Genomic DNA, 23,056 nt, shown 5'->3' on the forward strand with positions numbered 1-23,056 from the left:
AGACCGCCATTTCAACCTAGCTAAAGCCAATGACTCACTTCTCCCCCCGCGAAATCGTTTCTGAACTTGATCGCTTCATCGTCGGCCAGACCGACGCCAAGCGCGCCGTGTCGATCGCCTTGCGCAACCGCTGGCGGCGGCTGCAGCTGGCCGGTTCCCTGCGCGAGGAGGTTCTGCCCAAGAACATCCTGATGATCGGGCCGACCGGCGTCGGCAAGACCGAGATCGCGCGGCGGCTGGCCAAGCTCGCGGGCGCCCCGTTCCTCAAGGTCGAAGCCACCAAGTTCACCGAGGTCGGCTATGTCGGCCGCGACGTCGAGCAGATTGTCCGCGACCTCGTCGAAGTCGCGATCGCGCAGACCCGCGAGCGCAAGCGCAAGGACGTCCAGGCCCGCGCCCAGCTTGCCGCCGAAGAGCGCGTGCTGGATGCGCTGGTCGGCCCGGGATCGAGCCCGGCGACGCGCGAATCGTTCCGCAAGAAGCTGCGCGCCGGCGAGCTCAACGACAAGGAAATCGAGATCGAGACGCAGTCGTCCGGCAGCGGCATGCCGATGTTCGAAATCCCCGGCATGCCCGGCGCCCAGATGGGCGCGATCTCGCTCGGCGATATCTTCGGCAAGATGGGCGGACGCAGCAAGACCCGCCGCCTGACCGTGGAAGGCTCGCACGAAATCCTCGTCAACGAGGAATCCGACAAGCTGCTCGACACCGACCAGCTGGTACAGGAGGCGATCAACGCGGTCGAGAACAACGGCATCGTGTTCCTCGACGAGATCGACAAGATCTGTGTGCGCGAGAACCGCGCCGGCGGCGACGTCTCCCGCGAGGGCGTGCAGCGCGATCTGCTGCCGCTGATCGAGGGCACCACGGTCTCGACCAAGCACGGCGCGGTCAAAACCGACCACATCCTGTTCATCGCTTCGGGCGCCTTCCACATCGCCAAGCCATCGGACCTGCTGCCGGAGTTGCAGGGCCGCCTGCCGATCCGCGTCGAGTTGCAGGCACTGACCCGCGACGACATGCGCCGGATCCTGACCGAGCCGGAGGCGTCGCTGATCAAGCAATATGTCGCGCTGCTGAAGACCGAGGGCGTCACGCTCGACATCACCGACGGCGCGATCGACGCGCTGGCTGACGTCGCGGTCGCCGTGAACTCCACGGTCGAGAATATCGGCGCGCGGCGGCTGCAGACCGTGATGGAGCGGGTGCTGGACGAAATCTCCTTCACCGCGCCGGATCGCCACGGCGAAACCATCCAGGTCGACGCCGACTACGTGACCAGGCATGTCGGCGACCTCGCCAAGAACGCCGATCTCAGCCGGTTTATTTTGTAACCGCGTCGCTCTCCGCCGTCGTCCCGGCGAAGGCCGGGACCCATAACCACCGCTGCCTGCAGTGACAAGACTCGGGCCGACATTCCCTCTAGAACTGCGTTCGGTGGTTATGGGTCCCGGGTCGCGCTTCGCTTGCCCGGGACGACGAGAGTGGGCGATCGATGAATCTGCGAATGTGGCAAAACCCCTGGCGCTTGATGCTGGCCGTCAACGCGGCCGTGCTGGTCGGGGTGTTCCTGCACAAGATCGCGCTGCCGCCGTTCGTCCCCTACATCCATTTGCTGGTCGACTATCACTACGGCTTCACCAAGCGCGCGCTGGTCGGCGCGATCGTGTCGCTGTTCACCGACAGGGTGCCGGTCTGGCTGGTGTTCGCGCTGGCCGGCGCGATCTGGCTGCTGACGCTCGGGCTGTTCGTCAAACTGTTCCGCCGCACATTCGGCTTCGACGATGCGCATTGGCCGCTGTTCGTCTTCATCGCGGGATCGCCGTTCTTCCTGAAGAACTTCATGCACACGCTCGGCCATTTCGACATCTATGGCTGTGCGCTGGCACTCCTTCTGCTGCTGATCCCGGCGCGCTCGGTCTTGTACGTTCTGATTGCAGCAACGTTCTCGATCGCGCTGATCCTGGTCCACCACATCTTCGTCCTGATGTATGTGCCGACCATCGCGGCAATCGTCGTGCAGCGCTTCTATCTGATGCAGAGCGCGACGCCGCGAAACATCGCGGTGGGACTTGCGGCGCTCGCCGCAGTCGGCATCCTGTTCCTGGTCGCGCAGTTCGAAGGCACGGTCGACGTGCCCTATGACGAATTCATCCGTCACCTGCAAAGCCGGATGGCCGATCCGTCCCGCACCGACCTGCTTCAGTTCGGCTACATCTGGTACCAGCCGCTGTCGAAAGAGTTCGCCGACACCTGGGCGCGGATGCCTTCGAACATCCTCGGCGTCCCGGTGTTCGCGCTGCTGATCTGGCTGCATACGCCGCTGTGGCGCTATTTCGCGCGGCTGATCGGCGCGCTGGCGAACGAGCTGCATCGACGGATCGTGCTAGCCGCGCTCGTCATGATCAGCGCCGGCTATGTCGTGATGTTCGTCACCGTGTTCGATTATTCGCGCTGGATCTCGAACTGGGCGGTCTGCATGTTCCTGATGCTGCATGCAGTGAAGACGCTGCCGGCGTCGAAGGACGTGCCTGTGATCCCCGCGGACGACCGCAAGACGACGGTTCTCGGCTGGATCGTCACACTGATCCCGCGCGTCGGGATCGTGCGTCCATTCTGATCTTCCAGATCATGCTCAGCGCGCGCGCCGGACGCGCACATAGAGCGCGCCCTCGCCGCCATGGCCGATATGCGCCTCCTCGAAGCCCACCACCAGCGAGCGGAATTCCGGCAGGCTGAGCCATTCCGGCACCTGGCGGCGCAACACGCCGCGTTCGGACTCGAGGCCCCCGACTTTGCCCTTGCCGGTGATGACGAGCACGAAGGTGAGCCCGTCAGAATGCGCGCGCTGCAGGAAGGCGAACAGCATGCGATGCGCGCGCATCTGGGTCATGCCGTGCAGATCGAGCCGCGCATCGATCTGCTGCCGGCCGCGCGACAGCTTTGCACGGTCGCGGCGGCCGATCGGCGCCAGCGGCGGCACCTGCGGACGCGGAGCCGGCGCGGCCTTGACCGATGTCGCCGGCTTGACCGGGATCGGTTTGGCTGCGGCGTGATGGGTGGCCGGATCAGCCGCGACGGCGTGGGCTTTCGCAGCGGCCGGTTTCTTGCGCAGCGGCTTGACCTGTTTCGCCACGCTCTCCCACAGCGCACGCTCTTCTTCGCTCAGCGCGCGCTTGCGCCGCGACGGAGCGGATAGATCAGGGATCGGCGCGGGTCGTTTCATTGCTCGCGGTGATGGCGATAGCGCCTGTAGCGCCGCTTCTCCGGTTGCTGCGGAATGTCGGGCCGGGCGACCGGCAACGGCACCGGTTCTGCCACAGGTGCGGCCTGCGCGACAGGGGTTGTCGCCGGAGAAGCGGCGGGCGCCGCATCCTTCGCGGCCGCGCTCTTGGTAGCGCTCTTGGCCACGTCCTTGCTGCCAGCCTTGGCGACCGTCGCCGTCGGCACATCAGCGGGCTTCGCCGCCGGCTTGTCCTTTGCCGGATCGGTCTGCGGAAACAGCTTTGCGATCTTGGCGGACGGCCGCTCGTCAGGGATCGGCAGCTTGTGGCCGCGTGCCACCGGATCGAGACCCTTCGGGACCAGCATCACGAACTGCATATTGTGCCGCAGCCGGCCCGAGACCTTTCCGGCGTCGGCGCCGGCGCCGAAATAGAGATCGGCGCGTGCCGGGCCGACGATCGCCGATCCCGTGTCCTGCGCGATCATCAGCCGGTGGAACGGCGTTTTCGACTGCTCGGATTCGATCGGCAACTGGCCGGCGATGAAGAACGGCGTGCCGTAAACATGCAGCGCCTTGTCGACCGCGATCGAGCGGCCCGGCGTCAGCGGCACGCCCTGCGCGCCGACCGCTTCGTCCTTGTCCGACAGCGGCACCTCGCGGAAGAACACGTAGGCGCGGTTCTGCCGCCGCACCTCGTTGGCGCCCTCAGGGTTCTGCTCCATCCATTCCCTGATCTTCTGCATCGACATCTGATCCCTCGGGATGATGCCGCGGTCGATCAGGACGCGCCCGACCGCCGTATACGGATAGCCATTATGCGCATCGTAATTGATGCGCAGCGTGGTGCCGTCGTCGAGCTTGATCCGCGCCGAACCCTGGATCTGCGCGAACAAGAGATCGGTCTGGCTCTTCAGCCAGCAGATCTCGAGGCCGCGGCCGGCGATCGCGCCGTCCTCGATCTGGGCGCGGTCGTAATAGGGCACGAGCTTGCGCCGGCCGATCTTGCGATACACCGGGCCGCTGTTGGGCAGGCCGACCGACGCCTGCGTCTTGCCGCGCACGAACAGGTTGGACGGCCGGCGGTAGACCGGAACATTGTAGACGTCGGTCTGCGTCTTCGAGCCGTCGAGCACCGGTTCGTAATAGCCGGTGACGAAGCCGGCATCCTCGCCGAGCCGCGAGATGCGCAGCGGCACGAAATTCTGCTCGAAGAATTCCTTCGCCCTGTCATTGCCCTTGGCGCCGTCGCCGGGATCGAGCCCCTTGGCGATCCGGCAGGGATCGCGCAGCGAACTGCCGAGCGCTTTCGACTCCGCGGGCGCACCCTGCTGGGCGGCGATCGGCTTGCAGCTGGTGCGAAAAGCCCTGTAGGCGGCGAGATGATCGTCGTCGCCCCAGCCGGCGACATTGGCCCAGGCGAGCGGCTCATACTGGCTGCCGCTGACCTGCAGCGGCAATTCCAGATTGGGATAAGGGATTGGGTGGGTATGCTCGTGCCGAGGCGGCGGGTGCCGGCTCGACCTGTAGCGCGCGGCGATCGCCGCGGTGGAGCACACAACCGCGAGCGCGCAGCACGCGATCGCGAGGCGCCCGTAGCTGAGATGTCTAGTGAGCGCTTCCAGTGCCAACCAGCTTCCAATTCGGATCGCGGGAAGTCGAGTCGCGGGCGAATGTCCAGATGTCGGTGATGTCGGCGACCTTGTCCGGGCTGCCGTCGACGATGGTCCCCGCCTTGTCGCGGGTGACCGAGATCATCTGCGACACGAAACGGACGGTCAGCTGGGTCGAGCGATCGCGCGTCTCCGCGCTGACGATCTCGGCCTTGTCGATCGAGACGAACCGCGTCTCGGTCTTCTGCTCGTGCTTCTCGCGATCCTTGATCGCGGCCTCGAAGCTCTCATAGACCTCAGTGGACAGCAGGTCGCGCAGCGCGCGGCGATCGCCATTGGCGAAGGCCAGCACGATCATTTCATAGGCGGAGCGGGCGCCCGACAGGAAATGCCGCGGATCGAACGAGGAATCCTGGGCGGCGACCGCATCGAGACCCTGCGCCAGCGGCGTGCCGGGCTCGGCGATACCCTTCCAGCGTTCGGTCGGCTCGACCGGCTCGGCAGGCGCGGCCGGAGCCGGCTGATCAATCACCGATCCCGGGATCGGCACGACGTTGTTATCCTGGCCGCGCTGCAGGACGTTGGGTGCTGCACGATCATACGGCGGCCGCTCGCTTCCCGTGCGCTGTCCGAGAACGCTGCGCAGGCGCAGGAAGATAAACACAGCCAGCGCCAGGAAGATGATGGTGTAGATATCCACGTCGGGTTCGCTTTCTGGTCTCTGCCGGCAACGGGCCGGCCATCAAAGCGTTCCCGGTCGGGAACGGCAGAGATTACATCACCGATTTAGTCCGCAGCATGTAGGCACGAAACTATGCCCGGCCAATGGCGCTTTTTGGCACGGGCAAGTGTAGCGCGTTTTAACCCCGGGGGGAAACCCGTTCCTTTCAGGAAATCGCGCATCTTCAATAATTTAGGAAGCCGTTAAGAGATTGGGCGGAGTTGCGCTCGCGCGCCTTTCGCCGCAGATTTGGCAGCAAGGCGAGGCGGCGCGCGCGCTCGTCGTCCTTGTGGACCGAGCCGGGCCTATGATAGCCACTCGCCCGGCATCGGCATTTCCAAACCTTAACGCGTGCCGTCGGACATCCTGTCCATCGAGCGCTGCTCCAGGAGACATTTCATGACCAATGGCAACGGCGCCCCCGTCGAACAGCCCGCTCCCCAGCTCAACGTGCTGGCGCAGTACACCAAGGACCTGTCGTTCGAGAACCCGAACGCGCCGGCCTCGCTCGGCCAGCAGCAACAGCAGCCGGCGATCAACATCCAGATCAATGTCGGCGCCAACAACTTGTCCGAGAACGAGTACGAGGTGGTCCTCTCGATCGAGGGCAAGGCCGAGACCGGCGGCAAGGTGATGTTCAGCTTCGATCTCGCTTATGCCGGCGTCTTCCGGATCGTGAACGTGCCGAAGGAGAACCTGCACCCGCTGGTCATGATCGAATGCCCGCGCCTGCTGTTCCCGTTCGCCCGCGAGATCGTCGCGACCTCGGTGCGCGACGGCGGCTTCCCGCCCTTGCTGCTCGACCCCGTCGACTTCGTCGGTCTCTACCGTCAGAACATGGAACGCCAGGCCGCCGCCCAGGCCGCATCCGGCGCCAAGCCGAGCTGATCCCTAGGATCGAGAAATAACACTCGGGGAAGTGCAATCCGTCATCCTGAGGAGCCCGCGCTTGCGGGCGTCTCGAAGGATCGACTGCCCCGCCGGTGGCCGTGCATCCTTCGAGGCTCGCTCCGCTCGCGCCTCAGGATGACGGTTATGGAGGGCTCAGGCCGCCGGGGCTGCGGCAGGCGCTGGCGGCGGCAAATAATCGTTCCAGATCGGCTTGTCGCCGAGCGTGGCAACGAACGCCCGGTGGGCTTCCCGGTCCTCCTCGCTGACCCGCGCCACAAGCGGGGTCTCGCGCTGCCGCCGCGGCGAATCGCCATAGCCGCCCGCCCGCGCATCCGATGTTTCCGACGCCAGGATGAGCTGCGACTGCCGTGCCCCGATCAGGTCGATATAGACCTCGGCCAGCAGCTCGGCGTCGAGCAAGGCGCCGTGCTTGGTGCGGCGGGAATTGTCGATCTGATAGCGCGAGCAGAGGTCGTCGAGCCGGTTCGACACGCCGGGATGCTTGCGCCGCGCCAGCAGCAGCGTATCGACCAGGCGATCCTTGGGGATCGCCTTCCGCTTGATGCGGTCGAGCTCGGCGTTGATGAAGCTGATGTCGAAGGACGCGTTGTGGATCACCAGCGGCGTATCGCCGATGAAGGCCAGGAACTCTTCGACCACTTCAGTGAACAGCGGCTTGGAAGCCAGGAACTCGGTCGACAGGCCATGCACCGCGAACGCTTCCGCCGGCATGTCGCGTTCGGGATTGATGTAGACGTGATAGGTCTGTCCGGTCGGCATGCGGTTGAAGATCTCGACGCAGCCGATCTCGACCAGCCGGTCGCCGCGCAGCGGATCGAGGCCAGTGGTTTCGGTATCGAGAACGATTTCGCGCATGACGTGAGATGATCCGGAACGCGGGCGAATCAGGCCCGCCGCTGCGGCATCTTAGCAACCTCGGCCAGAATGTCGCGAATGCGCGCCCGCACCGGATCAAGCCCGTGCGAGGTATCCACTATGAAATCGGCGCGCTTGCGCTTCTCGGCATCCGGCATCTGCTTGGCGATGATGGCGTCTAGCTTGGCGGCATCCATGGTGCCGCGCGCCAGCACCCGCTCGCGCTGCAGTTCCGGTGAGGTGGTGACGACGACGACCGCATCGACGCGCTTCTCGCCGCCGGTCTCGAACAGCAGCGGTATGTCGAGCACGACGATGGGCGCGCCGGCGGCCTCCGCGTCGGCGAAGAATTTCTGGCGCGATGCGCCGAGCATCGGATGCACGATCTGCTCGAGCTGTTTGATCGCCACCGGGTCTTGCACCACGCGTGCTGAAAGTTTTGCGCGGTCGACCTTGCCGCCGACGGTGGTGCCGGGAAAGGCGGCCTCGATCGCCGGCGCGGCTTCGCCTTCGTAGAGCTGATGCACGGCCGCATCGGCGTCATACACCGGCACGCCGGCCTCCATGAACAGTTTGGCTGTGGTGGATTTCCCCATCCCGATCGAGCCGGTCAGTCCCAGAATCAGCATTTGATCAACATCGGTTCAGCATCTCTCCGTCGCCGCGCCTCGGCACCTTCACACCGCGAGCAGCTTCTCGCGGCGCAGGAATGCGAGCAGCGACAATAGCGGCAGGCCGAGAATGGTGAAATGGTCGCCTTCGATCCGCTCGAATAGATGCACGCCGAGACCTTCGAGCTGGTAGGCGCCGACGCTGGTCGTCACCGCCTTCCCGGCCTGGTCGAGATAGGCCTCGATCTCGCCGGCAGCGAGCCGCCGCATCGTCATCCGGGCGACGCTCACATCGTCAAACAGGGCCTTGCCATCGCATGCGACCGAAACCGCCGAGTACAGCGCGTGGGTCTGTCCGGCGAGCAGGCCGAGCTGTTCGGCAGCCTGCGCACGGCCGGCAGGCTTGCTGAACATCTGCTCGCCCAGCGCCAGCGTCTGGTCGGCACCGACGACATATTGTCCCGGCCTTTGCCTCGAGATGAACAGCGCCTTCTCGCGCGCCAGGAGCGATGCGATCTCTTCCGGCGCCGAAAGGCCGGAATTCTTTTGCATCGCGCGTTCGTCGATATCGGCCGGCAACGCCTCGAAATCGAGACCGGCGTTTTCGAGCAACATACTTCGCGCACGGCTTTGCGACGCAAGGATCAGCTTTTGGGGGCCGCGCCAGATGCTCATGACGAGACAATCATTCCGACGGCCGGGCGCGCTGGCGGTCATTATAGAGCTTCAAGATCGCGGCGGCCGTCTCCTCGATCGAGCGACGCGTCACGTCGAGCAAGGCCCAGTTGAACTTCGCGCTCAGCCGCCGCGCAAAGGCAACCTCGTCTGCCACGGCCTGCTTGTCGATGTAGGTATCGTTGTCGCGGTCGCCCATCGTGAGCAGGCGGTTCTGCCGGACCTGGATCAAGCGCTCGGGCGTCGCATGCAGACTGACAACCAGCGGCTTCTTCAGGGTCTCGAGCTGGTGCGGCAGCGGAATGCCCGGCACCAGCGGCACGTTTGCCGTGCGGATGCCGCGGTTGGCGAGATAGATCGAGGTCGGTGTCTTTGACGTGCGCGACACCCCGACCAGCACGACGTCGGCTTCCTCGAGGCCTTCGACATGCTGACCGTCGTCATGGATCATCGTGTAATTCAGCGCGTCGATCCGGCTGAAATATTCCGCGTTCAGCACATGCTGCGCGCCGACACGGCCGGTCGTCGCGGCACCCAGATACGCCTCGAACAATTGCATCACCGGCCCGATGATCGAGAGGCTCGGAACGTTGATTTCCTTGCACTTGGCTTCGAGCCGGCCGACCAGATCCTTCTCCAGCAGCGTGAACAGCACAATGCCTGGCGATTCCTCGATCTCGTCGAGCACGCGATCGAGCTGTTTCTGGCTGCGCACCAAGGGATAGACGTGCTCGACCGCGGTCACGTTGGCGTATTGCGCGGCGACCGCGCGCGCCACGGTGATCAGCGTCTCGCCGGTCGAGTCCGACACCAGATGCAGGTGGAAATAATTGGAAGTCGTCGGCACCAGAGCCCCTGTCTATCCTGTGAATCCCTGTGGAGGTCGGGGAGGAGAATCCGGGTCCGCCGCCGGGCCCGTGAATATCTCATCCCTTTCTTCACAGCACCCCGCAAAAGGATAAGTCGACGTCATGGCAGCGATGATAGTGAACCGGTGTGGATTTGTCTCTTCATAAGCTGGCCATAGAACCGCGCAACCAATTGAGCGGAGCGGCGGATTCCGGATATCCGCTGCCGCCTGCCGGAATGTTGAGGGATGTGAACAAGCCCGCAAGAACGGCTGGATCGCATTGCATGAGTCAAATTCACTGCCATTAAGACTCAAACCTTAGATTCTAAAATTAATTAGGTTTAGGAGAGCCGTGTGTGCGGATATGTATCCGTCCCTCGCTTGCGAAGCTTTGCACGCAAGGCTGAGCCCACCTGAGTTGTTTCTGCCGAGCTGTTCCCCACCGAGCTGTTCCCTGAAAGGCATCGCCGCGATGTTGTATGACTGGATCAAGGCCCTGCACATCGTTGCGGTCATCTCCTGGATGGCGGGCATGCTCTATCTGCCGCGGCTGTTCGTCTATCATTGCGAGGCCGAGGCCGGCTCGAAGCAGTCCGAGACCTTCAAGGTCATGGAACGGCGGCTTTTGAAGGCGATCATCAATCCCGCGATGATCGTGACCTGGCTTGCCGGGCTTTATCTGGCCTGGGCCGGACACTGGTACCTATCGGGCTGGTTTCACGTCAAATTTACGTTGGTGCTCATCATGTCGGGTATCCACGGCTTTTTGTCCCGTTGCGTGAAAGATTTTGCCGCCGACCGGAATCGGAGAACCCAGAAATTCTACCGCATTATCAATGAGGTGCCGACGCTCCTGATGATCCTGATCGTGATCATGGTGGTGGTGAAGCCGTTCTAGACATTGCGATGCCTAAGACGCATGCTTCAGTCCTTCTTGCGAAGGACGGATCGATTTTCTATATAGGTTTTATCCCACCCCACGCAGGCGGATGTGGTCGCGTTTCGGTTCTTTTCGGGCCGGCGCCGCATCAGGTTTGAAAGCCCAAACGGCACTTTCCTGGCTGAGACCTGCGGACCTTCCTTTGGCGTCCGCTTTTTCCAAGCCACCTCGCACCCCTTCCCTACTTACTTCCTCACAGGACTACCCCAATGCGGGAAATCAAACTCCAGGACCTCAAATCTAAAACGCCAGCCGAGCTCGTCTCGTTCGCGGAAGAGAACGGGGTCGAGAATGCCAGCACCATGCGCAAGCAGGAGCTGATGTTCGCAATTCTCAAGCAGCTCGCGATCGCCGAGACCGACATTATCGGTGAAGGCGTCGTCGAGGTGCTGTCAGACGGCTTCGGCTTCCTACGTTCGCCCGACGCGAACTATTTGCCCGGCCCCGACGACATCTACGTTTCGCCGTCGCAGATCCGCCGTTTCGGCCTGCGCACCGGCGACACGATCGAAGGCCATATTCGCAGCCCGAAGGAAGGCGAACGCTATTTCGCGCTGCTGAAGGTCAACACGCTCAATTTCGAAGACCCGGAAAAGTCGAAGCACAAGGTCAATTTCGACAACCTCACGCCGCTGTTTCCCAATCAGCGTTTCCGCATGGAGCTTGAGGATTCCACCAAGAAGGACCTTTCCGCCCGCGTGATCGACATCGTCGCGCCGATCGGCAAGGGCCAGCGCGCGCTGATCGTGGCGCCGCCGCGCACCGGCAAGACGGTGCTGATGCAGAACATCGCGCACTCGATCACCGCCAATCATCCCGACTGCTATCTGATCGTGCTTCTGATCGACGAACGTCCGGAAGAAGTCACCGACATGCAGCGTTCGGTGAAGGGCGAGGTGGTGTCGTCGACCTTCGACGAGCCGGCCGTGCGCCACGTCCAGGTCGCCGAGATGGTGATCGAGAAGGCCAAGCGCCTGGTCGAGCACGGCCGCGACGTCGTGATCCTGCTCGACTCGATCACCCGCCTCGGCCGCGCCTACAACACCGTCGTGCCGTCATCCGGCAAGGTGCTGACCGGCGGCGTCGACGCCAATGCGTTGCAGCGTCCGAAGCGCTTCTTCGGTGCGGCGCGCAACATCGAGGAGGGCGGTTCGCTGACCATCATCGCGACCGCGCTGGTCGATACCGGCAGCCGCATGGACGAAGTCATTTTCGAAGAGTTCAAGGGAACCGGTAACTCCGAACTGATCCTCGACCGCAAGGTTTCGGACAAGCGGACCTTCCCGGCGATCGACATCGCGCGCTCCGGCACCCGCAAGGAGGAGCTCATCACCGATCCGCAGGTGCTCAAGAAGATGTACGTCCTGCGCCGGATCCTCAATCCGATGGGCACCATGGACGCGATCGACTTCCTGCTCGACAAGCTCCGGAACACGAAGAGCAATTCGGAATTCTTCGATTCCATGAACACCTGAGAATACGGCCGAAAAGGAAAGGGCGCTCCGCACAAGCGGGGCGCCTTTTTTCATGCTGCGGATTTGCTGCAGCAAAGTGCAGCATGAATCGAGCTCGGCCAGTGCGCCGAATATTCATGTAACTGACTGATATAATTTATATTTATGCTTTATGTTTCTGACGCTAGCCGGCAGAACCGCAGCAAAATTGCTGCTTGGCTGCTGCAACGAAACTCGACCATGCTGCACTGCAGCATACCCACGATATTGCGTGCGAAACGGAAGCGGCATTGCCTTTGCCGATTGGCTTGGGAAGAAATAGACAATGCATCCGCGCGACCAAACCATCTTCGCTTTATCCTCCGGACGGCCGCCGAGCGCGATCGCCATTGTGAGGCTGTCTGGCCCAATGGCCGCGTCGGTCATTGAAGGACTGGCGGGCAAGGTGCCGGTTCCGCGAATGGCGACCCGCGCGCTGCTCCACAATTCAAACCATCAACCGATCGATGACGCGGTCGTGCTCTGGTTCCCAGGCCCGGCGAGCGCGACCGGCGAGGACGTTGCCGAATTTCATGTCCATGGTGGACGCGCGGTGCTGTCGGCGCTGTTCGATGCCATCGCGGAATTCGACAACGTCCGGCCGGCCGAGCCCGGCGAGTTCACCCGGCGGGCGTTCGAGAACGGCAAGCTCGACCTGACCGAGGCCGAAGGTCTCGATGACCTGATTCACGCCGACACTGATCGCCAACGGCGCCAGGCGCTGCGGCAGTTGAAGGGGCTGCTTGGCGATCGCGCCCGCGACTGGCGCGAGCGGATCATCGCGGCATCGGCGCTGATCGAGGCCGGCATTGACTTCTCCGACGAAGGCGATGTCCCGGCGGAGCTGATCGCGCCGGCGCTCGAGAAGGTCCGGGCGCTGCATGATGAGATCAAGAATGCGCTTGCGGGGCAGGGCCAAAGTGAGCGGCTGCGTGACGGCCTGGTGGTTGCGATCGCGGGTCCGCCGAATGTCGGTAAATCGACCCTGATCAATCAGCTCGCCAAGCGCGAGGTCGCGATTGTCTCGCCGCATGCCGGCACGACCCGCGACGTGATCGAGGTGCAGCTCGATCTCGATGGCTATCCGGTCACAGTCATCGACACCGCCGGGATCCGCGAGACCAACGACCCGGTGGAGCAGGAGGGTGTTCGCCGCGCCCGAGCCCGTGCCGCGGAAGCCGATCTCGTGCTGTGGCTGGCCGACAGCGGTGCCGCGAAGCCGGGGCATGGCGGTACGACGCCGACCTGGCTGGTGCGGAACAAGATCGACCTGGTCAGGGCTCAGTCGGGCGAGGGCGGTAGCGCCCCTGAATTCAGGATCTCGGCGGCCCGCGGTGACGGCCTCTCTGAGCTGATCACCGCGCTGGTCGGTTTCGCTCACGACTATTTTGGAACCAGCGAAGGCGGTTTGATCAGCCGGACCCGCCAGCGCGGGTTGCTCGAGGAGGCCGTCGACTCGCTCCAGCGCAGCATCGATGTCGTCGGGCAGGGCGAGGAGCTCGCGGCGGAGGAACTTCGTAGGGCGGCCACTTCACTCGGCCGTCTGCTCGGCCGGGTCGACGTCGAGGACATCCTGGACGTGATCTTCCGCGAGTTCTGTGTCGGGAAGTAGCTCGGAGCCGGACCTGTTTCACGTGAAACATGGTTTCGGATTGGTTAACGAGCATCACGCGTTTCACGTGAAACATTTGGCTTCGCGTAACAGCGCTTGTTTCACGTGAAACAGCTCCACCTGTCATTGCGAGTGATCCAGACCGATCCATATTTCGCTCAGATGGTCCGGGTCTCAGACCGGCGATCTCAACTTCGTTCTTCCGGCTTTCATCACTCCACGATAGAAGTCCCGCCATGACTTCCAGGGCAGACTCATTCGACGTCATCGTCATCGGCGGCGGCCATGCCGGCTGCGAGGCTGCGAGCGCGGCTGCCCGGATGGGCGCCAAGACGGCCCTGGTGACTCATCGTTTCGCAACCATCGGCGCGATGTCCTGCAATCCCGCCATCGGCGGTCTCGGCAAGGGCCATCTGGTCCGCGAAGTCGACGCTCTCGATGGTCTGATGGGCCGGGTCGCCGATGCCGGCGGCATCCAGTTTCGCATGCTCAATCGCCGGAAGGGTCCGGCGGTTCGTGGTCCCCGGGCCCAGGCCGACCGCAAGCTCTATGCGGCCGCGATGCAGGCGGCGATCACCGAGACCGCGAACCTCTCCGTCATCGAAGGTGAGGCGGATGAACTGATCGTCGTCGAGGGCCGCGTGACCGGCATTCGCCTGGGCGACGGCCGCCAGCTTTCCGCGGGCGCGGTCGTCATCACGACCGGAACCTTCCTGCGTGGTCTGATCCATCTCGGCGAGAAGAACTGGCCGGCCGGCCGGGTCGGCGAGGCGCCGGCCATGGGCCTGTCTGCGTCGTTCGAGCGGGCCGGTTTTGTGCTCGGCCGGCTCAAGACCGGGACGCCGCCACGTCTCGACGGCACCACGATCGACTGGTCCGCAGTCGAAATGCAGCCCGGCGACGATCCGCCGGAGCCGTTTTCGGTCATGACGGACCGGATCACGACAACGCAGATCCAGTGCGGCATCACCCGGACCACGCCGGCCACCCATGAGGTGATCCGGGCCAATGTGCACCGCTCGCCGATGTATTCCGGCCAGATCAAGAGCTCCGGACCGCGCTATTGTCCCTCGATCGAGGACAAGATCGTCCGTTTTGGCGATCGCGACGGCCATCAGATCTTCCTGGAGCCGGAAGGGCTCGACGACAGCACGGTCTATCCCAATGGGATCTCGACCTCGCTGCCCGAGGAGGTCCAGCTCGCGATCCTTGCCAGCATCCCTGGTCTGGAGCGGGTGAAGATGGTCCGGCCGGGCTATGCGATCGAGTACGACCATGTCGATCCGCGCGAGCTCGATCCGACCCTTCAGACCAAGCGCTTGCGCGGGCTTTTCCTGGCCGGCCAGATCAATGGTACTACGGGATACGAAGAGGCGGCGGGGCAGGGCATCATTGCCGGCCTCAACGCCGCACTGGCCGCCAGTGGGGCCGATCCGATCGTGTTCGACCGCGCCGATGGCTATCTCGGGGTGATGATCGACGACCTCGTGACCCGGGGGATCACCGAACCCTATCGGATGTTCACCTCGCGCGCCGAGTATCGGCTGACGCTGCGGGCTGACAATGCCGACCAGCGGCTGACCGACAAGGGCATCGCGCTCGGATGCGTCGGGACGGCGCGCGCAGAGCGTCATAGGACCAAGATGGCAGCGCTGGACGCGGCCAAGACCTTGGCGAAGTCGCTTGCGATCACACCGAATGAGGCCGCCAGGCACGGGCTGGCCCTCAATCGCGACGGCAATCGGCGCTCCGCCTTTGCGCTGCTGGCCTATCCGGAGATCGAATGGCCTGCGGTCCAGGCCATCTGGCCGGAGCTGTCGGCCATTGACCCGGCGATTGCGGTCCATCTCGAGATCGATGCGAAATACGATGTCTATCTGAAGCGCCAGACCGCCGACGTTGATGCCTTCCGGCGCGACGAGGGCCTGGTGTTGACCGATGTCGACTATGCCGACGTGCCCGGTCTCTCCAACGAGGTGCGCGCCAAGTTGCAGAAGGCGCAGCCGCGGACGGTCGGGCAGGCGGGCCGGATCGATGGGATGACGCCAGCCGCGCTTGGTATTTTAGCTGCCTATCTGCGGCGCGAGGCGCGGCGGAAATCGGCCAAGGCGACGGCCTGACGTTTCACGTGAAACGGGAGGTCGCCTCGTCATTGCGAGGAGCGGAAGCGACGAAGCAATCCATCGCTTCCGCGGGTGGACAATGGATTGCTTCGCTCCGCTCGCAATGACGAGCTCGACCGGCTTTCCAGAGAATGGCTCCAGCCCCGCAATCCGCCGAACTCACCGTCTCCGCCAAGGACAAGGCCGCGGCGCTCGCCCTCACCCCTGTTTCACGTGAAACAGAAGCGCGGCTCGATCGCTACGTCGCCCTCCTCCTGGAATGGCAGGCCAAGACCAATCTCGTCGCGCCGTCCACGCTGCCGAGTCTCTGGACCCGCCATATCTCCGATTCGCTGCAGCTCTTGAGCCTCGCGGCGACGGCAAAATCCTGGGTCGATCTCGGCAGCGGCGGGGGCTTCCCCGGCGTGGTGCTCGCCTGCGCTTTGGCCGAGACGCCGGGCACGCAGATCCATCTGGTTGAGCGAATCGCCAAGAAGGCCGCATTCTTGCGTGAGGCGATTCGGGTCACGGCGTCGCCGGGGACGGTGCATCTGGCTGATATCGGGGATACTGTGGATAGAATCGCGGGCCCAATTGATTGCGTCACCGCGCGAGCGCTGGCTCCGTTACATCAACTGATCGGCTTTGCGGAGCCGTGGGTCAAAAAGGGCGCCAAGGCGCTATTTTTGAAGGGTCAAGATGTAGAGGCCGAATTGACCGAGGCCACTAAATATTGGAATATTGAGCCAAAGTTACACTCCAGCCGGACCGGCGGACAGGGCTGGATCGTCGAACTCGGGTCAATCGAGCGGCGTTAGGGGACTCCGCAAAAGCAAATGGTATTTTGGTATGACTGTGATGGACGAGGTTTATCAAGGGGATAAGGCGCTCCAAGCGCCGGGCCATCCGCGCATCCTGTCGCTCGCCAACCAGAAGGGCGGCGTCGGCAAGACCACCACAGCGATCAATCTTGGTACCGCACTCGCTGCAATTGGCGAGCGCGTCTTGATCGTCGATCTCGACCCGCAGGGCAATGCCTCGACCGGTCTCGGCATCGATCGCCGCAACCGCAGCTGCTCGACCTACGACGTCCTGATCGGCGAAGCGCCGCTGCGCGATGCCGTGGTCGCGACCGCCGTGCCGCGGCTGCATATCGCCGCCTCCACCATGGACCTCTCCGGCCTCGAGCTCGAGCTCGGCACCACGCCCGGCCGCGCCTTCCGGCTGCGTGACGCGATCGCCGGATTGAACAACAACGTCTCGCCGGACTCCGATTACACCTACGTGCTGATCGACTGCCCGCCCTCGCTCAACTTGCTCACGGTCAATGCGATGGCCGCATCGGACGCGATCCTGGTGCCGCTGCAGTGCGAGTTCTTCGCGCTCGAAGGTCTGTCGCAATTGCTGCAGACGGTGGAGCAGGTGCGCTCGACGCTCAATCCGACGCTGTCGATCCACGGCATCGTGCTGACCATGTTCGACTCGCGCAACAACCTCTCCAACCAGGTTGTTGCCGACGTGCGCCAGTTCATGGGCGACAAGGTGTACGACACCATGATCCCGCGCAACGTGCGCATCTCGGAAGCGCCGTCCTACGGCAAGCCGGTGCTGGTCTACGATCTCAAATGCGCCGGCAGCGATGCGTATCTCAAGCTCGCCACCGAAGTGATCCAGCGCGAGCGCGAGCTGCGCGCGCATTGATGGCAATGCGTAGGATGGGTGGAGCGAAGCGATACCCATCACCTTCATCGCATGTAGCGATGGGTTTCGCTGCGCTCTACCCATCCTACGATTCTGAAATTCAAGTCTGGAGTACTGCGTGTGAATCCAAGGGAGCTCGCAACAATGGCCGATGAAGCGCGTTCGCGACTGGGGCGCGGGCTGGCAAGCCTGATCGGAGATGTCGGCGGCGAGGCGGCCGCACATGCCGAGCGGCCGCGCAACCAGCGCAAGGTGCCGATCGAATTCCTCAAGGCCAACCCGCGCAATCCGCGGCGCAGCTTCGCCGATGCCGAGCTCGGCGAGCTCGCCGATTCGATCAAGGCGCGCGGCGTGATTCAGCCGATCGTGGTGCGCGCGATCAAGGGCGCGCAGGACCGCTACGAGATCATCGCCGGCGAACGCCGCTGGCGCGCCTCGCAGCTCGCCGGCCTGCACGAAGTGCCGATCGTGCCGGTCGAGGTCTCTGATTCCGACGCGCTCGAGATCATGATCATCGAGAACGTGCAGCGCGAAGATCTCAACGCGATGGAAGAGGCGCTGGGTTATCATTCGCTCGCCGACGAGTTCAAACGCAGCCAGGAAGACATCGCCAAAATCGTCGGCAAGAGCCGCAGCCATGTCGCCAACATGATGCGGCTGACCAAGCTTCCGGCCGAAGTGCAGGCGCTGATCTCGAAGGGCGATCTCTCCGCCGGCCACGCCCGCGCGCTGATCGGCGTGCCGGATCCGCTCGCGGCCGCGAAGCGCATCGTCGCCGAGGGCCTCAACGTCCGCCAGGCCGAGGCGCTGGCGCATGAGGAGGGCGTGCCGGAGCGCAAGCCGCAGAAGGCGCGCTCTGGCAGCACGGCCAAGGTCGACAAGGATGCCGATACGCTGGCGCTGGAGAAGCGGGTCAGCGATGCGCTCGGCCTGACCGTCACCGTGAGCCACCGCGATCCCGGCGGCACCGTCCAGATCAACTACCGCAATCTCGAACAGCTCGACGAAGTGGTGCGGCGGCTGGAAGGCGGCTAGTTTTTCCGACATCTCAGCTCGTCATTGCGAGGAGCGTCAGCGACGAAGCAATCCATCGCTCCGCATATGCGGCTCCATGGATTGCTTCGCTTCGCTCGCAATGACGACCCGAAGATATGACGATCTCATCCCCGCCGCTTCGCATTCACCGCGATCGAGAGCAGGGCGCGATGCGCGATCACGGCGGCGAGCGCGGCCTGCTTGCGCATGTCGAGCGCCGCGGTCGCAAGCTGATCAATGATGTTCACCAGCCGCTGCGGCGTGAAGTTGCGCAGCGCGATCTCGACCGCGGGTTTGCGCGAGAAGTGCAGCCGCGGAAATCCGCCTTCGAGCACGGCTGACGCCGGGGTGCCGTCCGCGATCGCCAGCGCCGATTTGTGCAGCCACGCCGCCTGGCGCTGCGCGGCCGAGATGATCACGCCGGGATAGGTGCCGGCGACCATCGCCTTGGTGAACTCGGTTTCGACCAGCGCGGCGTTGCCGGCGAACGCGCCGTCGACGATCGGATCGAGCTTCAGCTCGGAGGCGTCGGAGACCACGGTCATCACGTCATCGAGCGTGATCTCGCCCTTGCCGTGCGCGAACAGCGCAAGCTTGCGCAGCTCGTTGCGCGAGGCCATGCGGTCGCCGCCGAGCAGCGACATCAGCACCGCGCGCGCATCTTGCGCGAGCCGCAGATTGGAGACGCGCAGCTCGTCCTCGATCAGCTTGGTCAGGTCGCGCTCGGTGTCCGGATAGCAGCCGATCGCGACCGCATTCTTGGCGCGCTCGCAGATCTTGCGCAGCGGCGATTCCGGCCTGAGCTCGCCGGCCTCGATCACGATGCGGCAATCCCTGAGCGCCGGCGTTTCGGTCAGCGTCTCGACGCCGCTCGAAAAATTGCGCGAGCCGGCGCGGACGCGGATGGCGCGGCGACCGCCGAACAGCGGCACCGTCATCGCTTCATCGACCAGCCGCGATGGCTCGGCGGCGAGCTCGTCGCCGTCGAGCCGCACCAGCGAGAACGGATCGTTGGGATCGTCGACCGCGGAGGCCATCAGCGCGTCGGCGCGCTCGCGCACCAGGCCAAGGTCCGGGCCGTAAAGCAGGATGATCGGGCGGCCGGCGTCGGGCCGGGCGAGGAAGCTTTCGATCTCTTTTCCGCGAAGTGCGACCAATGCGGCGATCAGGTCCCGCTGGAGAAGAACGAGGCGAGCCGGGTCTGGATATTGTCGGCGATCTCCTGCGCGGCGCGGTCCTCGGCATCGCGGAGGGCGCGCTGGCGTGCGAAGCGCTGGTAGGAGCCCGGCATGTCATAGGACACGCGCGAGAACGTGGTGCCGGTCATCACAGACTTGTTCGAGGCGATCTCGACCAGGTTGAACTGGGCGTCGATACCGTAGTTCTCGCTGGTCGGCAGCGCGGTGGTCGGGTCGATCATCAGCGAGGAGCGGCTTGTAAAGAAGCGCAGCACCAGGCGGTGCGTCGGCGGCATGCCGGTGGCGGTGCCGTAGAGCTTGAAGGCGAGGGCGTTGCGGACCTCGACGCCGACCCGGGCCTCGCGGGAGGCGTTCGGCTTGTCGACCGGCGGAACCTCGACGCCCAACAGCTTTTCGCGCAGGCCGGGCGAACCGTCGAGGGTACGCTCGGCATACATCGGCTGGAAGCATCCGGCCGTCAGCGCGGCCAAGGCGGCCACGGCTACAAACCGGGCGGCGATCCTGATCCTAGCCGACAACATTGACGATCCTCATGGGCACCACGATCACCTTGCGGACGGGTTTGCCGTCCAAGGCGGCTTTTACCGCATCGAGCGCCAAAACGGCAGCCTCTATCTCCGCATTTTGGGCGGTGCGTGGCACGGTAACATCACCTCGTTTTTTACCGTTGACCTGGACGACCAGGGTCACGCTGTCTTCAACCAGCAAATCGCGCTCGATTTGCGGCCAATCGGCCTCGGAAACCAGCCCGCTCTGACCCAGGACCACCCAGCACTCTTCGGCCAGATGCGGCATCATCGGCGAGACCAGCTGGACCAGGATGGTCGCGGCTTCCTTGACGGCCCAGGCCACATCGGGCGCCGGCTTGTCACCCTTGGCGAGCACCTCGGCCAGCGCGTTGGCGAACTCGCGGATATGGGCGAGGCAGACGTTGAAATGCAGCCGCTCGATCCCGGACGACACCTTGTCGAGCGCGCCATGGGCCGCCTTGCGCAGCGCCTGCGCCTCGGGTCCGAACGTGCCCGGCCGGGCCGCCGGCGCGATCTTGTTATCAGCGGTCTTGGCGATCTCGGCCGATTCGTTCACCAGCCGCCACAGCCGCTGCACGAAACGGGCGGCGCCCTGCACGCGTTCGTCGCTCCAGATCACGTCGCGGTCGGGCGGGGAGTCCGACAGCATGAACCAGCGCGCGACGTCGGCGCCGTAGCTCGCGATGATGTCGTCGGGGTCGACGGTGTTCTTCTTCGACTTTGACATCTTCTCGATCGGGCCGATCGCGACGTCCTCGCCGGTCTCAAGCAGCACCGCGCGGCGAGCGTTGCCATCAACCTCGATCTTCACCTCGGCCGGCGTGACCCAGGTGCCGTCGGCCTTCCTGTATGTCTCGTGCACCACCATGCCCTGGGTGTACTGCCCCTTGAACGGCTCATCGAACTTGATGTGACCGGTCGCCTTCATGGCGCGCGTGAAGAAGCGCGCATAGAGCAGATGCAGGATGGCATGCTCGACACCGCCGATATACCAGTCGACCGGCATCAAGCGATCGACCACTTCTAGGGTGGTCGGCGCGTCCTTGTTCCACGGATCGGTGAAGCGCGCGAAATACCAGGACGAGTCCACGAAGGTGTCCATCGTGTCGGTCTCGCGCACGGCTTTGCCGCCGCACCTCGGACAGTTGACGTGCTTCCAGGTCGGATGATGGTCGAGCGCGTTGCCCGGCTTGTCGAAGGAGACATCCTCCGGCAGCGTCACCGGCAGCTGGTCGTCGGGCACCGGCACCACGTCGCACTTCGGGCAATGGATCACCGGGATCGGGCAGCCCCAATAGCGCTGGCGTGAAATGCCCCAGTCGCGCAGCCGGAAATTCACCTGGCGCTCGCCGACCGGCGCCAACCTTCCTTCACCTGGCAAGTCGCGCAGCTCGCTTTCCAGCCGCTTGGCGACCTCTTCCTTCGCCGCTTCGATGGTCATGCCGTCGAGGAAGCGCGAATTGATCATGCGGCCGTCGCCGTCATAGGCGGTGTCGGTGATGACAAAGGTCTTCGGGTCCTGGCCCTCGGGGCAGACCACCGGCGTGTTGCCGAGATTGTATTTGTTGACGAAGTCGAGGTCGCGCTGGTCGTGCGCCGGGCAGCCGAAGATCGCGCCGGTGCCGTATTCCATCAGCACGAAGTTCGCGACATAGACCGGCAGCTTCCAATTCGGATCGAACGGATGCACCGCCTTGATGCCGGTGTCGAAACCCTGCTTCTCGGCGGTGTCGATGATCGACTGCGCGGTGCCGATCTTCTTGATGTCGGCAATGAACTCCGCAAGCTTCGGATTCTTCGCAGCAGCCGCCTGCGCCAGCGGATGATCCGCCGAGATCGCCATGAACTTGGCGCCGAACAGCGTGTCCGGCCGGGTGGTGAAGATCTTCAGCTCGCTCTCGCCGGCCGGCGTGGTCGCCGCGTCAAGCGCGAAGCGGACCAACAGGCCCTCGGAGCGGCCGATCCAGTTGCGCTGCATCAGCCGCACCTTGTCGGGCCAGCGGTCCAGACCGTCCAGCGCCTCCAAGAGTTCCTGCGCGTACTTCGTGATCTTGAAGACCCACTGGCTCATCTCGCGCTGTTCGACGACAGCGCCCGAACGCCAGCCGCGGCCGTCGATCACCTGCTCGTTGGCGAGCACGGTCATGTCGACCGGGTCCCAGTTCAGCTTGCGCTTCTCGCGCTCGGCGAGGCCGGCGCCCAGCATGTCCAGGAACATCTTCTGCTGATGCTTGTAGTAGTTGGGGTCGCAGGTCGCGAACTCCCGGCTCCAGTCGAGCGACAGCCCGATCGACCGCAGCTGCTTCTTCATCGCGGCGATGTTGTCGTAGGTCCAGGCCTTGGGCGCCACCTTGCGCTCGATCGCGGCGTTCTCCGCCGGCAGGCCGAACGCGTCCCAGCCCATCGGATGCAGCACGTTGTAGCCGCGGGCGCGCATGAAGCGGGCCAGCACGTCGCCGAGCGTGTAGTTGCGGACATGGCCGATATGGATGCGCCCCGACGGATAGGGGAACATCTCGAGCACGTAGTATTTCGGCCGCGGATCATCGTTCTTGGAGGCGAAGATCGCCTTTTGGTCCCAGGTGGCTTGCCAGCGGGGCTCGGATTCACGGGCGTTGTAGCGTTCGGCGGTCATGAAATCGCAGGGTTTTCGGTGATTTTCGGGTCCCATCCGGGGACGGCGGACTAGGCCACAAAAGCGCCTGTTCGGTCAACGGCTTGGGGCCTGCCAAATGGTCATGCCGGGGCGCCGCCGCGAGGTGGCACCCCGTCAGGAACCCGTTTGGTGTCGTCACCCGGCTTGCCGCCCCCGCTAAAGCTCCGGCGTGCCCAAGACCGCAAGCCGCGTCGAAGCCTTGGCGCAGACGGGACCGGGTGACCCAGTATTCCAGAGACGTCCATGCTTGAACCGAGGGGCCGCGGCGTACTGGATCGCCCGGTCGAGCCGGGCGATGACAGCGTCATAGGAGGCGCAATTCCGCATT

General features: G+C 64.1%; 21 protein-coding genes. 10 read left to right on the forward strand and 11 right to left on the reverse strand.

Translation table 11 applies throughout. From position 1 onward, the window contains the following. Window positions 1–29 precede the first annotated feature (29 nt). Both hslU and QMZ05_RS16740 read left to right on the forward strand, forming a co-directional pair. Window positions 30–1,334 carry an ATP-dependent protease ATPase subunit HslU gene (gene hslU, locus QMZ05_RS16735; protein WP_353701746.1) on the forward strand — a complete coding sequence of 435 codons (1,305 nt, stop codon included), beginning with the start codon at window positions 30–32 and terminating at the stop codon, window positions 1,332–1,334. Between the two features lie 161 nt (window positions 1,335–1,495). After that, entirely contained in the window at window positions 1,496–2,620 is a 1,125-nt protein-coding gene (locus tag QMZ05_RS16740) for a hypothetical protein (protein WP_353701747.1), read from the forward strand. A 15-nt stretch (window positions 2,621–2,635) separates the two neighbouring features. Here QMZ05_RS16740 and QMZ05_RS16745 read toward each other — a convergent pair whose 3' ends face one another. From QMZ05_RS16745 to QMZ05_RS16755, 3 genes are read right to left on the reverse strand one after another with little or no spacing between them, the layout of a single operon-like run. Beyond that, window positions 2,636–3,226 (reverse strand): Smr/MutS family protein, encoded by a 591-nt coding sequence (locus QMZ05_RS16745; protein WP_353701748.1) that lies wholly within the window; start codon window positions 3,224–3,226, stop codon window positions 2,636–2,638. Continuing rightward, window positions 3,223–4,854: an MltA domain-containing protein gene (locus QMZ05_RS16750; protein WP_353701749.1), complete on the reverse strand. Its 1,632-nt coding sequence runs from the start codon at window positions 4,852–4,854 to the stop codon at window positions 3,223–3,225. Before QMZ05_RS16750 ends, QMZ05_RS16745 begins: the two co-directional genes overlap by 4 nt. Beyond that, a complete protein-coding gene (locus QMZ05_RS16755) occupies window positions 4,832–5,536 on the reverse strand; it encodes a Tim44/TimA family putative adaptor protein (protein ID WP_146986203.1) in 705 nt (234 codons plus the stop codon). The genes QMZ05_RS16750 and QMZ05_RS16755 overlap by 23 nt, the downstream gene beginning before the upstream one ends. A gap of 420 nt (window positions 5,537–5,956) precedes the next feature. On the opposite strand from QMZ05_RS16755, the gene secB reads away from it, so the two are divergent. After that, a complete protein-coding gene (gene secB / locus QMZ05_RS16760; protein WP_050425358.1) occupies window positions 5,957–6,445 on the forward strand; it encodes a protein-export chaperone SecB in 489 nt (162 codons plus the stop codon). 156 nt (window positions 6,446–6,601) lie between these two features. Here secB and dnaQ read toward each other — a convergent pair whose 3' ends face one another. Genes dnaQ through QMZ05_RS16780 form a run of 4 tightly spaced genes read right to left on the reverse strand, consistent with a single transcriptional unit; the run spans window position 6,602 to window position 9,457 of the window. Beyond that, the gene (gene dnaQ / locus QMZ05_RS16765) at window positions 6,602–7,324 is read right to left on the reverse strand and encodes a DNA polymerase III subunit epsilon (RefSeq protein WP_353701750.1); all 723 of its coding nucleotides are present in this window, start codon (window positions 7,322–7,324) and stop codon (window positions 6,602–6,604) included. Window positions 7,325–7,353: 29 nt separating this feature from the next. Then, window positions 7,354–7,953: a dephospho-CoA kinase gene (gene coaE / locus QMZ05_RS16770; RefSeq protein WP_353701751.1), complete on the reverse strand. Its 600-nt coding sequence runs from the start codon at window positions 7,951–7,953 to the stop codon at window positions 7,354–7,356. 48 nt (window positions 7,954–8,001) lie between these two features. After that, entirely contained in the window at window positions 8,002–8,610 is a 609-nt protein-coding gene (locus QMZ05_RS16775) for a Maf family protein (RefSeq protein ID WP_353701752.1), read from the reverse strand. A gap of 10 nt (window positions 8,611–8,620) precedes the next feature. Next, the gene (locus QMZ05_RS16780) at window positions 8,621–9,457 is read right to left on the reverse strand and encodes a pyruvate, water dikinase regulatory protein (RefSeq protein WP_074129995.1); all 837 of its coding nucleotides are present in this window, start codon (window positions 9,455–9,457) and stop codon (window positions 8,621–8,623) included. 478 nt (window positions 9,458–9,935) lie between these two features. Between QMZ05_RS16780 and hemJ the strand changes: the two genes are divergently transcribed. Together hemJ and rho are read left to right on the forward strand one after the other, a co-directional pair. Further along, the gene (gene hemJ / locus QMZ05_RS16785) at window positions 9,936–10,358 is read left to right on the forward strand and encodes a protoporphyrinogen oxidase HemJ (protein ID WP_353701768.1); all 423 of its coding nucleotides are present in this window, start codon (window positions 9,936–9,938) and stop codon (window positions 10,356–10,358) included. 251 nt (window positions 10,359–10,609) lie between these two features. Next, on the forward strand, window positions 10,610–11,875 hold the full coding sequence (gene rho, locus QMZ05_RS16790) for a transcription termination factor Rho (protein WP_021078151.1): 1,266 nt from the start codon (window positions 10,610–10,612) through the stop codon (window positions 11,873–11,875). A gap of 114 nt (window positions 11,876–11,989) precedes the next feature. Here the strand turns inward: rho and QMZ05_RS16795 are convergent, their stop codons facing one another. Continuing rightward, a complete protein-coding gene (locus QMZ05_RS16795) occupies window positions 11,990–12,244 on the reverse strand; it encodes a hypothetical protein (RefSeq protein ID WP_353701753.1) in 255 nt (84 codons plus the stop codon). Here QMZ05_RS16795 and mnmE point away from each other — a divergent pair. The 5 genes from mnmE to QMZ05_RS16820 all read left to right on the forward strand — a co-directional run bounded on the left by mnmE (window position 12,180) and on the right by QMZ05_RS16820 (window position 18,343). Further along, a complete protein-coding gene (gene mnmE, locus QMZ05_RS16800; RefSeq protein WP_353701754.1) occupies window positions 12,180–13,505 on the forward strand; it encodes a tRNA uridine-5-carboxymethylaminomethyl(34) synthesis GTPase MnmE in 1,326 nt (441 codons plus the stop codon). The two genes, QMZ05_RS16795 and mnmE, sit on opposite strands and share 65 nt — an antisense overlap. A 236-nt stretch (window positions 13,506–13,741) precedes the next feature. Further along, the gene (gene mnmG, locus QMZ05_RS16805; protein ID WP_353701755.1) at window positions 13,742–15,625 is read left to right on the forward strand and encodes a tRNA uridine-5-carboxymethylaminomethyl(34) synthesis enzyme MnmG; all 1,884 of its coding nucleotides are present in this window, start codon (window positions 13,742–13,744) and stop codon (window positions 15,623–15,625) included. Window positions 15,626–15,759: 134 nt separating this feature from the next. Continuing rightward, complete coding sequence (rsmG, locus tag QMZ05_RS16810; RefSeq protein ID WP_353701756.1) at window positions 15,760–16,425, forward strand: 16S rRNA (guanine(527)-N(7))-methyltransferase RsmG; 666 nt, start codon at window positions 15,760–15,762, stop codon at window positions 16,423–16,425. Between the two features lie 31 nt (window positions 16,426–16,456). Next, complete coding sequence (locus tag QMZ05_RS16815; RefSeq protein WP_050627992.1) at window positions 16,457–17,308, forward strand: ParA family protein; 852 nt, start codon at window positions 16,457–16,459, stop codon at window positions 17,306–17,308. A 144-nt stretch (window positions 17,309–17,452) separates the two neighbouring features. Next, window positions 17,453–18,343 (forward strand): ParB/RepB/Spo0J family partition protein, encoded by an 891-nt coding sequence (locus QMZ05_RS16820; RefSeq protein ID WP_353701757.1) that lies wholly within the window; start codon window positions 17,453–17,455, stop codon window positions 18,341–18,343. 125 nt (window positions 18,344–18,468) lie between these two features. Here QMZ05_RS16820 and holA read toward each other — a convergent pair whose 3' ends face one another. The 3 genes from holA to leuS are packed head-to-tail and all read right to left on the reverse strand — an operon-like array spanning window position 18,469 to window position 22,707. Further along, window positions 18,469–19,500: a DNA polymerase III subunit delta gene (gene holA / locus QMZ05_RS16825; protein WP_353701758.1), complete on the reverse strand. Its 1,032-nt coding sequence runs from the start codon at window positions 19,498–19,500 to the stop codon at window positions 18,469–18,471. 8 nt (window positions 19,501–19,508) lie between these two features. Continuing rightward, window positions 19,509–20,063, reverse strand: coding sequence for an LPS assembly lipoprotein LptE (gene lptE / locus QMZ05_RS16830; protein ID WP_353701759.1), 555 nt, complete (start codon window positions 20,061–20,063; stop codon window positions 19,509–19,511). After that, the gene (gene leuS / locus QMZ05_RS16835; RefSeq protein WP_353701760.1) at window positions 20,050–22,707 is read right to left on the reverse strand and encodes a leucine--tRNA ligase; all 2,658 of its coding nucleotides are present in this window, start codon (window positions 22,705–22,707) and stop codon (window positions 20,050–20,052) included. The genes lptE and leuS overlap by 14 nt, the downstream gene beginning before the upstream one ends. Window positions 22,708–23,056 lie beyond the last annotated feature (349 nt).

It is taken from the genome of Bradyrhizobium sp. INPA03-11B, from assembly GCF_040446015.1.
Classification (GTDB): Bacteria; Pseudomonadota; Alphaproteobacteria; order Rhizobiales; family Xanthobacteraceae; genus Bradyrhizobium; species Bradyrhizobium macuxiense_A.

Bases quoted from the DNA above. Each gene is read 5' to 3' on its own strand.
- hslU (WP_353701746.1), top strand. From the start codon at position 30: ATGACTCACTTCTCCCCCCGCGAAATCGTTTCTGAACTTGATCGCTTC.
- QMZ05_RS16740 (WP_353701747.1), top strand. From the start codon at position 1,496: ATGAATCTGCGAATGTGGCAAAACCCCTGGCGCTTGATGCTGGCCGTC.
- QMZ05_RS16745 (WP_353701748.1), bottom strand. From the start codon at position 3,226: ATGAAACGACCCGCGCCGATCCCTGATCTATCCGCTCCGTCGCGGCGC.
- secB (WP_050425358.1), top strand. From the start codon at position 5,957: ATGACCAATGGCAACGGCGCCCCCGTCGAACAGCCCGCTCCCCAGCTC.
- dnaQ (WP_353701750.1), bottom strand. From the start codon at position 7,324: ATGCGCGAAATCGTTCTCGATACCGAAACCACTGGCCTCGATCCGCTG.
- coaE (WP_353701751.1), bottom strand. From the start codon at position 7,953: ATGCTGATTCTGGGACTGACCGGCTCGATCGGGATGGGGAAATCCACC.
- QMZ05_RS16775 (WP_353701752.1), bottom strand. From the start codon at position 8,610: ATGAGCATCTGGCGCGGCCCCCAAAAGCTGATCCTTGCGTCGCAAAGC.
- rho (WP_021078151.1), top strand. From the start codon at position 10,610: ATGCGGGAAATCAAACTCCAGGACCTCAAATCTAAAACGCCAGCCGAG.
- mnmE (WP_353701754.1), top strand. From the start codon at position 12,180: ATGCATCCGCGCGACCAAACCATCTTCGCTTTATCCTCCGGACGGCCG.
- QMZ05_RS16795 (WP_353701753.1), bottom strand. From the start codon at position 12,244: ATGGCGATCGCGCTCGGCGGCCGTCCGGAGGATAAAGCGAAGATGGTT.
- mnmG (WP_353701755.1), top strand. From the start codon at position 13,742: ATGACTTCCAGGGCAGACTCATTCGACGTCATCGTCATCGGCGGCGGC.
- rsmG (WP_353701756.1), top strand. From the start codon at position 15,760: ATGGCTCCAGCCCCGCAATCCGCCGAACTCACCGTCTCCGCCAAGGAC.
- QMZ05_RS16815 (WP_050627992.1), top strand. From the start codon at position 16,457: ATGACTGTGATGGACGAGGTTTATCAAGGGGATAAGGCGCTCCAAGCG.
- QMZ05_RS16820 (WP_353701757.1), top strand. From the start codon at position 17,453: ATGGCCGATGAAGCGCGTTCGCGACTGGGGCGCGGGCTGGCAAGCCTG.
- lptE (WP_353701759.1), bottom strand. From the start codon at position 20,063: ATGTTGTCGGCTAGGATCAGGATCGCCGCCCGGTTTGTAGCCGTGGCC.
- leuS (WP_353701760.1), bottom strand. From the start codon at position 22,707: ATGACCGCCGAACGCTACAACGCCCGTGAATCCGAGCCCCGCTGGCAA.